A 13273-nucleotide genomic window follows, 5' to 3' on the forward strand; every position below is an offset into this window, starting at 1 on the left:
TGAAGCAGAACAAAGTGATTGAAAAATCAAAGGGATGGACGTATGAAAATAGAGATATTAGGTTCCGGTTGTGCCAAGTGCAACAAGACAAAGGAAATAGTTGAAAAAGCAGTTGATCAGGCAGGTATTGCTGCTGAGATCGTGAAAGTTCAGGACATGGACAGCATACTTGCATACGGTGTAATGATAACACCTGCTGTTGTCGTTGACGGTGATGTGAAGATTGCCGGCAAGGTACCCAGCATTGAAGATGTACTTAAATGGATCACAAAATGAACTTAAATGAGTAGCAGACGCAGTAAGGGTCCAATTAGATGTGCCTGGGGTACAGGGTAGAGTTCCCTCTGTTTTAGTTCTGTCAGAACACTGCTAAAAGGCATACCCATTTACATTATATTTCTATTATCTGTACACCAAGTTCGGGATCAAGGAGTGCCACTGTTCGTTTTCCGGTGAGCACTCCGGCAGTCTCACCCGGGTTTATTACCAGGGTTTCGTTGACCTCAGTTACACCTGCATGATGCGTGTGGCCTCTGACTACTATGTCGAAATCCCCTGATTCAGCCAGGGCATTGACGGGGGGTTCATATATCCCGTGCAGGAGTGCAATGCGTTTCCCGTTGAGCTCAAGATCTGCAAAGTCGCCGCAACATTGTGCTCCTATCTCTTCGAATCTCTGTTTCAGGAGCAATCTGTCACCATCGTTGTTCCCAAAGACAAAGTACATCTTTGCATCCAGCTTGCTGAAAGCTGCAGCTGTGAACGGGGATATGATATCACCTGCGTGCAGAACAATGCTGACCTTTTTCATGTTGAACAGTTCTACAGCAGCCCGGATAGCATCCATGCTATCGTGTGAATCAGCCATAATTCCGATCATTCTCTCACCTCTTCTTTAAAGAAGGAGCGTACAGGATTTATTCTTTTTCAGAGGGATCCTTCTATGGAGGGGTTTTCATTTCTGACATTTCATTTCACTTTTGCGCGTCTGCAAAGTAAAATGGCTATCATGGAAATACAAAGAAGTAGTGAACTATTTTGTGCAAGTTCTGCAGAACCTGTTCTATCCGAAGCCGGATAATTGTTTAAAGTATCGTTTTCCTTTGTCTTTTCATTGTTTGTTTCTGCCGGATCGAATACAGGATCATTTTCTATCCTTTCCTGCTTTTCTGTACCCGGGGAAACATCCGGCACATCGGCGGTTATCGCAAAAGGAGAGAATCCAGGAGTTTCAGCCTCGAACAAAAAGAAGTCTTCATCCTCCCCTGTTATACGAGTATCCAGTGTTTCCCATCTGCCCTCATGGTATCTTTCAAGGTGTACATTGTCCGGTCCGGCATTATTGAGATCCATCCATTTTTTCAGAACTGTAAAAGATATCCGGGTGTCATCAATGTTACTGTCCGTGGCATAGCCTGCTTTGCCTATCCAGATGTTGATGTTCCTGTATACTACTCCTGAAGGCCTTTGTGAAACTGTTGAAGACACATCATTCAGAACTTCAATGGTGCCTGTTATGAAGCCTGCATTCTTCAGTGAAAGGTAACTTATTTCCTTTATAGGATTTGTTTTTTCTTCAAACAGGAAACTGATCCTTGAGCCACTGGTCACATATAGCTGCACCACTTCCTTAAGCCCTATGTTCTCTGTATTCTCACCGGTAGCCCCCCCTCCTCCGCCACCTCCACTACCTCCGGCAGAAACGGGAACATCTTCCGGGGGCGTTAAAGGTGTGCTTCCAGGAATATTTACCTCTGCATTGTGTACGGTTACAGGAACAGCATTTCCTTGAAAATCACTAAGAATCACATTGGTAAGGATGATATCACTATTTCCTGTATCATTGCCAGCTATGAATGATATGTGCGCAAAATTCCCTGCTGTGCAGATCTCGGCTTTGCCGAGGGTCACTGCGAACAGGCCTTTTATACTGCCCTGCTGATTGTTAATGGTCCCGCCGATGAAAACGGACGTGGTTCCATCCTGCTCAAAAAAATCCCCTGAGTTCACTTCAACTGCAGAGATAATGTTATTATCGAACAAAATGTCAAGCTGTGCACCGGCAATGGGTGTTTGTGGTTCTATGTTTATATAGACATCGAACTGCTGGTTTGAATTCACTTCCCTGACAAGCGGTGATACGGTAACCACTGAGTCTGCAGCAACTGTCTGGATACAGGAAAATGTTGAGAATGTTACTAATAAAAAAAGTATGCAAAATCTCAATAATATCACTGTTTTCCTCATCCTGTTCATTAACACACTCCCAAATATATAAAAATAACATAACTCAATAAGTATTTATATTTTCTTATGTATCCACAGGGTACTAAACAGTGAGGTCAGCACAAAAAAGACTACATACGTAAGAAATATAATAATGAAGGTCAGATGCAAGCTCCAAAATCCAGATTTTCGGTGTCAAGTTCTTCATTCTGAAGTTCGGAAATGCATTCTTTACACATCTTTTTTCCCCGTATCACGACAAGATCATCCACGAATTTGTTGCATATTTCACATTTTTGCATTTATTCACCTCATGTAAAAGGTATGGTACGGACTTAAATACGTTTTGCAGGAAACCGTATGCAGTTCCAAAACATAACCATCTCGAATGTTATTTTTCAAATATGCACTCATCATTTTATTACCCTGAAAATGATATGTTCAAAGAGATTCCCCTGAAAGTCCCTCAAAAAATTCTATTCTTCAAAAAGGTATCTTTGCCGGGTCAGCAGGAAATATTCGGTGTCCCTGTCATCTTTTCTGATAGTACCCTGGTATTCCATGCCAGCTCTTCTGGCCAGGTTCACTGAGGCGATGTTATCTGGCGAACAATAAACGGCTATTCTTTCAATGTCAAGTACGATTATCATATATTCAAGTAGCTTTTCGACAGCTTCTGTGGCATATCCCATACCTCTGAACTGAGGTTCAAGTGCATAATACATCTGCGCAGCACATGGAACATCCGTTGTTGCAAAACCACATGATCCTATCAACTCATTGTCGCTTTTCCTGCAGACAGCCATTGCAAAAAGTGGTTCATCAGTGTTGTATGACTGAATGAGCATGTCAAGAAAAGCCTGGGTCTCTTCCCGGCTCTGGTGGGCAGGCATGTCAGTGGGGCCTGTTATTTCCTCATTGTTAAAGAAAAGATAGAGCTTTTCCATGTCATCTTCAGTATACCTTCTGATAGTCAATCGCTCAGTATCGATGGATTGTGGGACTCTCATGGATGTCTATTTCCCTGCCAGCTACTAAAAAGTTTTGATTTAAGATAGGCAGGTAAAAGATCATGGATAAAACAATATCATGTTATTCCTCAAATGATCCTTGCAATTCTCAGAAAATTATTGAACAGTTTCCTTCCATTGTCCGAATATTCAGAACACAACAGTTCAAAATCCTTTCTGATCGTTTCCCTGTCCATTAGCAAAAGCTCAGGGTCATTATCAAGCCACATATCAAGCATTTCAGGGGTCAGTTCAAAGTGTCCCTGTATCCCATAAGCATTCGGACCGATTTTCACTATCTGATGCGTGCAGTGTTTTCCAGTACCTATCAACAGCATCTTTTCAGTGAGCTCTACGGTCTCGCCGTGCAGATGGAAGATTCCCATGGGGCTTTGAAGATCTGCAAACAGGGGATCATCTACATGATCGTGTTCAATGTCAATCGAGTAATAATTGCCATCCTTACTCCTCAGGCCGATCTCCCTTATCTCACTTGCATGCACAGAACCTCCGCAGGCCCTGACCAGCACCTGCATTCCAAGACAGATCCCAAGATAGGGAATACCAGCATCAATTGCCTTCCTTGCCATTTCAAGTTCGGCTCTCATCTTACTGCTCGCATCGTTGGCACTGTCAGGCCCTCCCAGGACCACTACAGCATCATAGCCGACAGGATCAGGTAGATCTTCTGCGCTCTCAAGATCGATAATATCATAAGGGACATTGTTTTCTTCCAGGATAATCTGAAGGATACCGGGTCCTTCCCTTGATATGTTCTTAAAGATCAACAGGCTCATAGGGCAATATATCGGTTTTACCGGATAAATGGTTTATGAATTTAATAATCGTTTCATGAACCTTGATCAATACCAATAAACGAGAATGTGGAGCAGGATGAAGAAAACAGGAAAGATGGAATTGGAATGAAAGGACAATATGTATCCATAGGGCAATATGTATCCAAATGACAGTATGTATCCAAATGACAGGAGCCCCGAATACGTTTTAAAAAGTTTGTTTTTTACGGGGATCCTGTATCTTTGGGTATGTTTCCGGGCAAATCCTCGTACCACCAATCACTATCTATCGAACCACCAACCAACCGTACCACATCGATAATAGTTTATTTCAATTTTTTTCGTGCTGGTCTTAATTTGCTAACTCCTGCTATATTGTTATTTTATTTAAAGATATCTATGGTCAGGTATATGCTAATTCTCATAATGATGAGTGTTTGTTCTAATTAATCATTCGTATCAACAAAAGCATATTTGTTCAATGCACCTGAATAATAATGATATGCATTCTCATTGAAACATATGAGCCTGATCTCTTCCAGTAAACTGCCCCTGCAAAGATGTTCGATTATACTGGCTACAGCAAGATATGATGCTCTGTCGACAGGAAAACCATAGGCTCCGATACTAATTCCCGGAAAGGCGATACTCCTTATCCCGCATTTCTCTGCCAGTTCCAGTGAATTGCTGTAAGCTGCAACAAGAAGCTCTTCCTCACCGAAATGACCACCTTTCCAGACCGGACCGACGGTATGGATCACCCATTTTGCCGGGAGAAGGTATCCTTTTGTGATCCTGGCCTCCCCGGTGGGACATCCTCCAAGGGTACGACACTCCTGCACAAGCTTCGGCCCGGCAGCAAGATGGATGGCCCCGTCAACACCTCCTCCTCCCTGAAGCGAATTGTTGGCCGCATTAACTATGGCATCGACTTTTTGTTCCACGATGTCTCCCTTTATCACCCTGATAATTTTGGCAATATCCATGTTCCTTCCTCTGTGGTATCTCTCTTTCTTCACTGGATTTAATTGCTTTTATCCAAATAGGATTTATTATGCTCACTCTTATCTTTGTTGCAGTTCTATTTTAACATTAAAGCAAGGCTCTGTAGAAATCCTTTCTTTATTGATAAACCACAGATAGATACGGATACACTCAACTCTGTAAGAGGTGAGTGCCTGCTAAACAGTCCTTTAGCAGGTAACACAGATGAAAAATATCTGCGTGCAGCAGCGTTTATCTGCGGTTCACAAATTATTGATAATAGGTTTTCTACAGAGCCTAAAGCAAAACCCGATTACAAATAATGGCAGGTCAGGTCATGGATGAGATCACAGAAAAGATACTTTCCCTGTTCAGGGAAATAAGTAGTGTGCCAAGATGCTCTGGACATGAAGAAAAGATAGCCATATGGCTAAAAGAGTGGGCATTATCCAGGGGTTTTAGTGTGAAGTTTGATAGTGTGAATAACATTGTCATCGGGATCCCTCCGTCAGAAGGTTACGAAAAAGTGCCTGCAGTGGTCATCCAGGGACATATGGATATGGTATGTGAAAAGACACCGTCAAGTTCCCATGATTTCAGCAAGGATGCTATCATACCTGTTGTTAAAGGTCAGTGGTTAAAGACAAGAGGTACAACCCTGGGGGCAGATAACGGAATAGCTATGGCCATTGCCCTTGGGATCGCAGAGGATACAAAGCTCTGTCATCCCCCTCTTGAACTTCTGTTCACCGTTGATGAGGAGACAGGACTGACAGGTGCCAATGCCCTGATGCCTGATTTTATTGCGGGGAAGGTCCTGCTGAACCTTGATTCAGAAGAAGAAGGCGTTTTTATCATTGGCTGTGCAGGTGGTCTTAACACAACGATCTCCATGCCATTGGGATATTCGGCGGTTCCGGATGATGCGCTGTTTTTCAGGCTGGCAGTGGATGGTCTTTGCGGAGGACACTCTGGCATTAATATCCATGAAAGAAGAGCAAATGCCAACAAAATACTTGCAGCGGCTTTGCGGGCACTAATGGATTCAACCGATGTTTATTTAGTTGATATTAAAGGCGGCTCTGCACACAATGCTATTCCAAGATATGCAGAGGCGATCATAATCCTCTTTGAAGATCCTTCTAAAAATCCATTTTCGCTTATTTCAGAATTTGAGGACAGGATGCGTTCTGAATATGGGGATTTTGAATCATCTCTTTCCATAACCCTTCAGGAAATCAAAAGCCCACAAAAGAATAAAGCAGAAAAGATGACAATAAGCAGTGAATATGCCTGCAGGGTCGTAGGCCTTTTGAATGCTTTACCACATGGGGTCAATTCCATGTCATCTCAAATACCCGGACATGTTCAGACCTCAGTTAATCTGGCAACAGTAGTTATAGAAGACGGACAATTGCTGATAGTATCAAGTCAGCGCAGTTCTCTGTACTGCGAACTTATGCAGATCAGTGAAAAGATTGCTTACGTTGCTCTTGAATATGGTGCGCAGTTCTCACATCATTGCGGATATCCTCCATGGCAGCCTGATATATCGTCACCGCTGCTGCAACGTTGCAAGGATGTATATAAACATATTTTCGGAGAAGAAGCAAGATCAGAGTTCATCCATGCCGGTCTGGAATGTGCTGTAATAGGTTCTAAATATGCGGAAATGGATATGATATCATTCGGGCCTACAATAAAGAATCCGCATTCACCTGATGAATGCCTTTATATTCCATCGGTCAGGAAGGTATGGGACCTTCTGGTTCCTTTGCTGGCATCATTCAGGGAGTGATAGTTCACTGTGAAATAACAGTATAACTGGATATCCAGAGGATTATTATCCTGAAAAAGGTCATAATTTGTGGTCAGGATCATAATTTGTGGTCAGGATTATAATCTATAAGATACAAAAAGAAATGCATGAGAGATTATCCAAGACCAGTTGTCCTTGTAAGCAGATGTCTTGAATTTGATAAGGTTCGCTATAACGGGCAGGTGATCCCTTCGCAGATAGTGCGTGACCTCATGCCTTTTGTAGATTTTATTAAAGTATGCCCGGAAGTTGAAATAGGCCTGGGAGTTCCCAGGGACACTTTGAGGATCATCAGGCAGAATGGCGTATATCACCTGATCCAGCCAAAGACCGGAGAAGATCTGACAGACAGGATGAATGCCTTTACTATCTCTTTTCTTGAAAACATCGGCCACATAGACGGTTTTATATACAAAGGTCTCTCCCCAAGTATGGGGGTGAATGATGTAAAAGTATATGCGGGTGCAAGCATGTCTCCGGTTGTAGAGAGAGGCGCGGGCCTGTTTGCAGGACAGGTCATTGCACGCTATGCCGGCTATCCCATCGAAGAGAATGAAAGGTTGCGCAACAGTCATATCCGTCATCATTTCCTGACCCAACTGTACGCTTTCACGACTTTCAGGCAGGTCAATGAAGAATGTTCTTATGAGGGGTTGCACAAGTTGCATAAGAACAACCGTTTCCTTTTCATGTCCTATGACAAGGCAGTGTTCACAGAGATGTCAGAACTCCTGTTAAAGGAAACAGAGACCCGAATGCTGTTACATGATTACGGCTCTCTCTTAAAGAAATTGCTGAAAAAGCCCGGTAGCCTGGAATTGAAACTGTATGCTGCAAGGAATATGTTCTCTGTCTTTGAAGGTACAAGCACAGAGGAGAGCTCCTTCTTCGAGGACATGCTCGGGCGTTTCAGCAGTAACAGGATAAGCTGGGATGCTGTCATTGAGGTCATGAGAATGTTTGCATCTCGCTCTTTTGGAGAGGATGCCTATGAGGATACATTCCTTTATCCGTACCCAGAGGAACTTAAAGCTCCTGCAGACGATAAAAGGGAAAAGGATTACTGGGATAAATGATATCATTTATTCGAAGTTCAACCGCTTGTTCTCTGCATGACAAAAATATTTTTGGTCAATCATTCGATAAGTTTTTAGTATTCATTGTTTAGCAATTGTTGGTCATGGTGATTATAATGTACCGGTTTAAGGAAGAGATAGATTCATGTATAGATTGCAAGAAATGCTGGGATGCCTGCCCTGTTAACATGGTAACCGAAGGTAACCGTTTCACTCCCCAGGGAAAGATAGAGTCCCTTGTAAAGATAATTGCAGGTGAGGAGCTCACACAGGATGAAATGGACAATATCTATCTTTCAACAAGGTGTGGCGCCTGTGATTATGTATGTCCCATGAGTATTCCCATCACCGACATAATACAGTATGAGAGGGAACTGCTGGCACAGCAGGACAGGGAGCCTGCAAAGACCACTGCTATCTCACAGAACATCATTGAGCGTAACAGTCCCGGGGGCATGGATCCGGCAACCAGGTTTGACTGGATCACCGATGATCTTGAAATCGCTGAAAGTTCAGATGTGGCCTACATGGCAGGCTGCTGGGTGTCATACAGTCAGCCGGATATTGCAAGGGCAACCATACGCCTGCTCAATCATGCAGGTATCAGACCGATGATTCTCAAAGAAGAGAAATGCTGCGGGCTTTTCCTCATAGACAACGGTCATCTTGAACAGGCATCTGAGCATGCAGGAAAGTTCGTCGATTATATCGAATCACTTGGAGTGAAGAAGGTAATAGTTTCGTGTCCCGGTTGTTACATGGTACTTGGTAAGGAATATCCCAAACTCTATCGTGAACTGAACTTCGGGGTTGAGCATTCCCTTAATATCTTTAAGGATATGATAGCAGATGGTACACTGAAACCAGAAAAGCTTGACATAGCTGTTTCTGTCAGGGATGCCTGTCCCCTGAGAGAGTCAAAAGATGTGCCACGCAGCATTCTTGCAAGCATGGGTGTGGAAGTAAAGGAACTCTTTGAAGGCAAACAGGTGTGCTGTGGGGGTCCTGCTGGCCTTAAACCAAACTTCCCGCAGATTGCAGATGATATTGCCATGTTAACGGTGAAAGGATACAAGGATAAGGCTGACATACTTGCTTCATACTGTCCTTTCTGTGTGCATCATATGGAAAGTGCCTGCAAGTCCAGGGATGAGGAAATGAAGATCAAAGATGTTTCCGTGCTGCTGGCGGAAAGTGTGCTTGGCAGGCGGGAATGATACGGGATCTTTATAAAAGCTGCCTGCATACCTTATTTCTCTTATATTTCCCGGATATTCTTAAAAATTAGGGGATATGGGCCAAGAGGGGGCTGCAGTCCCCTGGCAATCCTATTTCTTAAAGCATTTTTCAATATGATCCTGAGGATCAGGACCTGTCAGTATGCTCACCATTATCGCAACTATGAATGCAAGGGGGGTTGCAACCAATATGGGGTCAATAACGGTCCAGGTTCCTGTCAGGATGGTATCGACACCGAACATGAATCTGCTTATACCAAGTGCAGTTGCTTCCTTTCCGTGAACGAAAACCAGCCAGAAAAGGCTTGCAAAAGTTCCGGTAAGCATACTGGCAATGGCTCCATTCCTGTTCATGCGTTTCCAGAAAAGGGCACCTGTGTACATGGGAAGGAATGCGGATGCGCAAAGTCCGAAGAATATGGCAGTCGCGTGCGCGATTATACTTATCGGGAGTATGTATGCGAGTATCACACTTGCAACAATGGTGCATGCCATACCGGCACGGGTAATGTTTATAGTCTGTCCCAGTTCCCCTTTCTTCAGGTACTGGCGATAGAAGTCATGCCCGATAGCTGTTCCCATGGTATGGAACTGGGAACTCAGGGTGGACATGGCGGCAGCAAGAAGTGCAAGCATAAAGAGTATGACAAAGACATCAGGCATTGCGCTGTTGATATATTCAGGTATTATAAGGTCCGTGTTGCCGTTTGCAGCTACAATGGCTATCACACCCCGGGTATTCATGAAGTAGACATTGGACAGTGCTCCTACGGTAAAGGCGACACCGGTCATCATTAGAATGAAAGGTCCTCCCACAAGCACGGCCCTGTTGAGTGCCCGGTTATCCTTTACTGTCATGAACCTTACAGCCAGCTGGGGCTGTGCAAGTACGCCGATACCTACTCCCAGTACCAGGGTTGAGATCAGTGTCCACCAGATGGGGGAACCGAATGCAGGCATAGCGGTCCAGCCAAGGTGCCCGCCGGCTGCCAGTCCTTCAGGGACCAGGTCGCTCATGGCTGTGAGTGCTGCATGAGCCGCAGTGATCCCACCAAGTTTGACATAGGTGAGTATCAGCAGTATTGCCATTCCCACAAACATGATGGCCCCCTGGAGGGCATCGGTGTACATTACAGCAATAAGCCCTCCGGTGATAACATACGCGGCCACGATGATCGTAAGGATGAAGACCGCCACATCATAATTGACACTGAGGGTCGTCTCAACGAACCTTGCTCCGCCAATAAGGACTATTCCTGCATACAGAGGCATGAAGATACCTATCAGCGCACCTGAGAATCCCTGGATGAATCTGGACTGGAATCTTCTTCCCAGAAGCTCGGGGAATGTAACGGCTTTAAGATTGGCACCCATGCGCCTTGTCCTTGAGCCGTAGAAGACAAAGGCCACAAAAATACCTACCACAATTGTCATAACTGCCAGCCAGAGAAGTCCCATCCCCAGGGAACCGGCAGCTCCACCGAATCCGACTATTGCCGAGGTACTGATGAATGTGGCACCATAGGATAATGCAAGGATATATGGATGCACATTCCTTCCTGCAACCATGTAGTCCTCTGTTTCCTTTGTTCTTTTATAGCCTACCCATCCCAGATAGAATATGACCATAAGATAGATCAATACAATGACACCAAGAACCGGCGTACTTACTGCCATCAGTGCACCTCTTCATCTTCCACGCCTTCGTTCCATCTAAGGGCGCCATATATCATACAGCCCATGGCACTAATAAAACAAAGGATGTAGGCCATCCAGATCCAGGGGTCTTCTATACCAAGCATTTTTGTATCCTCGTTATTATCAACTTCTTCTTCAGTAAGGCAGATAGTGTCCTTTGCTACTCTATGCCCTTATTAATATCTTTTTGTTCTGCCTTCATGACAGGACAATTGCCAGTTCGGTCTTTATCAACCAGTACAGCATTGGTAATTGTTATCTTTGCCGTGTATTCATCCAGTTCCATTATGTCAAAATCACGGATATCTATCCGTTTTTTGTACATTGGCCCGTCTGTTACGAAACTCTCAAACTCACCGCCTTCTCCTGCCACATTAAGACCGATCCTCTCATTGAGCTTCACAAGTTTTTCGATGTCCTTCTTCCCAATAATGTGGCCTAGCCAGCTTTTGTTCAGGCCGTATGCGGCCACACTACTGAAGATGAATTCAAATCCTCTCTCAAGCAACTGATACATCTCTTTTTCCTGGTCGATATGCCACAGGGGTGAGAACACCTTCAGCCCGAGTTCATCACATACTTTTTCTATTCTCTCGCGCTGGTAATTGGAATACAGGGCACCGGTGATAACTCCTTCTATACCGAACTCTTCCCTGGCACGAATGATGGCATTCTTCATGTCATCCAGTTCTTTCTCTTTCTCACCCATCGTTAGTTCTTCAATGAGTGGCAGTTCCATAGCTTCCGCCTGCAGGCGTGCAAGGTCTATGTTAGGTGTGTGGAACATGTATGAATCAGGATTCTTGCTCTTGATGGTGATAAGACACTCAATGGCATAGTTCTGCTGCTGCATTATGTGCATTGCATAATTGCTGTCCTTTCCGGAACTGAAAAGCACTCCGAGTTTGAGGTTTGGCTTGTCGTAGAAGTGGCTGAGGTAATCGGTCTTTGTCCGGCAGCCGGCTCTTTTTGCAAGTTTGCCGATAGCCTTGTCAAAACGGCTTCCATATTGAGCCGCCTGTTTTTTGCGCTGGCTAACCTGGGCAGGAATTCCAAGTTCATCGGCGAGCAGACGTAAAATAAGTTTGTTCTGCTCATCGTTGATCTTATATTCAGAAGGTATTTTCAGGCAAAAGTCAACGAACCTTTTGTCAAGGTAAGGCACACGCAGTTCTATATTGTTGTTCATGGAAACAACATCATCACGGTAGGTATTCTTTTCGTATATTTTCAGTACATCTGCATAACAGTCCCTGTCTATATCCGTGGAGCGCTTGTGCCGGTCATAGCCTGCAAGTAGCTCGTCTGCCCCGGAGCCTGAGAACATCACCCTGATACCATCCTCCCGTGCAGCAATGCATGCAGCATACATGGTAAGCGCAACGCCGACCTTGGGTACATTCGTATCTTCCACAAGAGGCACCACTTCTTTCAGGTAGTTCTCAACTTCTTCCATTCCGATACTTTTGATCCTCAGGTCAAGCCCAAGTTCATCTGCTATCATTTTAGCGTATTCTATGTCAGGTGGGAGCTGTACTTCACAAAGACCGGACGTGTAACAGGTAAAATCCACGCCCGGAACTTTACCAAGGAGTTTGCACATGTATGCAATGATGGTGGAGTCAAGGCCACCGGAAAAGAGAATACCGAATCTCTCATCAGGGATGCGTATCGATATAGCATTTTCCAGAAGTCTTTGCATTTTTTCCTGCACTTCGATAATACTGCCTTCGTGCTGAGGTGTCAGTGAGAAGAATTGCCGGCTATATTTTTCCATAGTGCCTGTTGCGATGTCGTAGGCAAGTATCTCTCTGGGATTGAGCTCCCTGATGTCCAGGTATCCGTTTCTGGCCAGTGCTTTTTTCTCAGATGCGAATCCAAAACCGTCCGAGTCTGAGTTGCTGTACCAGAGTGGCTTGATGCCTACGATGTCCCTTGCAATGTAAACGGTTCCATTCAGCCAGTATGCAAAGGCATAGACTCCGAGTACCTTGCGCAGTACATCATCGATGACCTGCATTATCTCATTTCTTGAAAGAGCTCTGCTGTCTGAATCCAATGCCTGCATTTCGATGAGTTTTATCAGCAGGTCAGTGTCGTTCTTTGCATGTACGTCATACTTTTGTGCAAGCTCCTTCCAGTTGTAGATCTCACAGTTTGCAACCATCCTTCCTTTGCAGACTATTGGCTGCAGCACGAAACTGACCATGGAATGCAGCCGATGACCTAACACATTCTTTCCTGCAGTTTCCTGTCCAATCCCAGGAGAATCAGCATTTTCTGCACGGTAAATTTCACTATCTGTACAAATGCCAATACCATCCAGTCCCCTGTTCTTTGTTATCTCAAGGGCGTGAAGTGTATTATCCAGTGCATTGTCGTTGTTAAAGAAACCTGTAATAGAGCACATATTTTCTTGTGGTTG

The 13273-nt window shown here is 44.5% G+C and carries 13 protein-coding genes; 4 read left to right on the forward strand and 9 right to left on the reverse strand.

All coding sequences use genetic code 11. From position 1 onward, the window contains the following. The first annotated feature begins 42 nt into the window (after nucleotides 1-42). The gene (locus V7O64_RS01325) at nucleotides 43-276 is read left to right on the forward strand and encodes a thioredoxin family protein (RefSeq protein WP_407356237.1); all 234 of its coding nucleotides are present in this window, start codon (nucleotides 43-45) and stop codon (nucleotides 274-276) included. 115 nt (nucleotides 277-391) lie between these two features. Here the strand turns inward: V7O64_RS01325 and V7O64_RS01330 are convergent, their stop codons facing one another. The 6 genes from V7O64_RS01330 to V7O64_RS01355 form a co-directional block, all read right to left on the reverse strand. Then, complete coding sequence (locus V7O64_RS01330; RefSeq protein ID WP_407356238.1) at nucleotides 392-880, reverse strand: metallophosphoesterase; 489 nt, start codon at nucleotides 878-880, stop codon at nucleotides 392-394. Between the two features lie 89 nt (nucleotides 881-969). Beyond that, on the reverse strand, nucleotides 970-2151 hold the full coding sequence (locus V7O64_RS01335) for a PGF-pre-PGF domain-containing protein (protein WP_407356239.1): 1182 nt from the start codon (nucleotides 2149-2151) through the stop codon (nucleotides 970-972). Nucleotides 2152-2387: 236 nt separating this feature from the next. Continuing rightward, nucleotides 2388-2528 carry a hypothetical protein gene (locus tag V7O64_RS01340; RefSeq protein WP_407356240.1) on the reverse strand — a complete coding sequence of 47 codons (141 nt, stop codon included), beginning with the start codon at nucleotides 2526-2528 and terminating at the stop codon, nucleotides 2388-2390. Between the two features lie 174 nt (nucleotides 2529-2702). Beyond that, complete coding sequence (locus V7O64_RS01345; protein WP_407356241.1) at nucleotides 2703-3236, reverse strand: GNAT family N-acetyltransferase; 534 nt, start codon at nucleotides 3234-3236, stop codon at nucleotides 2703-2705. Nucleotides 3237-3325: 89 nt separating this feature from the next. Then, entirely contained in the window at nucleotides 3326-4033 is a 708-nt protein-coding gene (locus tag V7O64_RS01350; protein WP_407356242.1) for a type 1 glutamine amidotransferase, read from the reverse strand. A 446-nt stretch (nucleotides 4034-4479) separates the two neighbouring features. Beyond that, nucleotides 4480-5019, reverse strand: a complete 540-nt coding sequence (locus V7O64_RS01355) for an O-acetyl-ADP-ribose deacetylase (RefSeq protein WP_407356243.1) — start codon at nucleotides 5017-5019, stop codon at nucleotides 4480-4482. A gap of 335 nt (nucleotides 5020-5354) precedes the next feature. On the opposite strand from V7O64_RS01355, the gene V7O64_RS01360 reads away from it, so the two are divergent. The 3 genes from V7O64_RS01360 (at nucleotide 5355) to V7O64_RS01370 (ending at nucleotide 9129) form a co-directional block, all read left to right on the forward strand. Then, nucleotides 5355-6815, forward strand: a complete 1461-nt coding sequence (locus tag V7O64_RS01360) for an aminoacyl-histidine dipeptidase (RefSeq protein ID WP_407356244.1) — start codon at nucleotides 5355-5357, stop codon at nucleotides 6813-6815. Nucleotides 6816-6943: 128 nt separating this feature from the next. Further along, nucleotides 6944-7912, forward strand: a complete 969-nt coding sequence (locus V7O64_RS01365) for a DUF523 and DUF1722 domain-containing protein (protein WP_407356245.1) — start codon at nucleotides 6944-6946, stop codon at nucleotides 7910-7912. A 116-nt stretch (nucleotides 7913-8028) separates the two neighbouring features. After that, complete coding sequence (locus V7O64_RS01370) at nucleotides 8029-9129, forward strand: (Fe-S)-binding protein (protein WP_407356246.1); 1101 nt, start codon at nucleotides 8029-8031, stop codon at nucleotides 9127-9129. Between the two features lie 111 nt (nucleotides 9130-9240). On the opposite strand, the gene V7O64_RS01375 is transcribed toward V7O64_RS01370, so the two are convergent. From V7O64_RS01375 to V7O64_RS01385, 3 genes are read right to left on the reverse strand one after another with little or no spacing between them, the layout of a single operon-like run. Further along, the gene (locus tag V7O64_RS01375) at nucleotides 9241-10827 is read right to left on the reverse strand and encodes a sodium:solute symporter (RefSeq protein WP_407356247.1); all 1587 of its coding nucleotides are present in this window, start codon (nucleotides 10825-10827) and stop codon (nucleotides 9241-9243) included. Then, nucleotides 10827-10952, reverse strand: coding sequence for a symporter small accessory protein (locus tag V7O64_RS01380; protein ID WP_407356248.1), 126 nt, complete (start codon nucleotides 10950-10952; stop codon nucleotides 10827-10829). Before V7O64_RS01380 ends, V7O64_RS01375 begins: the two co-directional genes overlap by 1 nt. 56 nt (nucleotides 10953-11008) lie before the next feature. Next, on the reverse strand, nucleotides 11009-13258 hold the full coding sequence (locus V7O64_RS01385; RefSeq protein ID WP_407356249.1) for a diphthine--ammonia ligase: 2250 nt from the start codon (nucleotides 13256-13258) through the stop codon (nucleotides 11009-11011). Nucleotides 13259-13273 lie beyond the last annotated feature (15 nt).

This window comes from Methanolobus sp. WCC5 (assembly GCF_045690325.1).
GTDB lineage: Archaea > Halobacteriota > Methanosarcinia > Methanosarcinales > Methanosarcinaceae > Methanolobus.

What these genes read in the sequence shown, in the direction of transcription:
- V7O64_RS01325 (WP_407356237.1), top strand. Translation starts at nt 43, where the DNA reads ATGAAAATAGAGATATTAGGTTCCGGTTGTGCCAAGTGCAACAAGACA.
- V7O64_RS01330 (WP_407356238.1), bottom strand. Translation starts at nt 880, where the DNA reads ATGATCGGAATTATGGCTGATTCACACGATAGCATGGATGCTATCCGG.
- V7O64_RS01340 (WP_407356240.1), bottom strand. Translation starts at nt 2,528, where the DNA reads ATGCAAAAATGTGAAATATGCAACAAATTCGTGGATGATCTTGTCGTG.
- V7O64_RS01345 (WP_407356241.1), bottom strand. Translation starts at nt 3,236, where the DNA reads ATGAGAGTCCCACAATCCATCGATACTGAGCGATTGACTATCAGAAGG.
- V7O64_RS01350 (WP_407356242.1), bottom strand. Translation starts at nt 4,033, where the DNA reads ATGAGCCTGTTGATCTTTAAGAACATATCAAGGGAAGGACCCGGTATC.
- V7O64_RS01355 (WP_407356243.1), bottom strand. Translation starts at nt 5,019, where the DNA reads ATGGATATTGCCAAAATTATCAGGGTGATAAAGGGAGACATCGTGGAA.
- V7O64_RS01360 (WP_407356244.1), top strand. Translation starts at nt 5,355, where the DNA reads ATGGATGAGATCACAGAAAAGATACTTTCCCTGTTCAGGGAAATAAGT.
- V7O64_RS01365 (WP_407356245.1), top strand. Translation starts at nt 6,944, where the DNA reads ATGAGAGATTATCCAAGACCAGTTGTCCTTGTAAGCAGATGTCTTGAA.
- V7O64_RS01370 (WP_407356246.1), top strand. Translation starts at nt 8,029, where the DNA reads ATGTACCGGTTTAAGGAAGAGATAGATTCATGTATAGATTGCAAGAAA.
- V7O64_RS01375 (WP_407356247.1), bottom strand. Translation starts at nt 10,827, where the DNA reads ATGGCAGTAAGTACGCCGGTTCTTGGTGTCATTGTATTGATCTATCTT.
- V7O64_RS01380 (WP_407356248.1), bottom strand. Translation starts at nt 10,952, where the DNA reads ATGCTTGGTATAGAAGACCCCTGGATCTGGATGGCCTACATCCTTTGT.
- V7O64_RS01385 (WP_407356249.1), bottom strand. Translation starts at nt 13,258, where the DNA reads ATGTGCTCTATTACAGGTTTCTTTAACAACGACAATGCACTGGATAAT.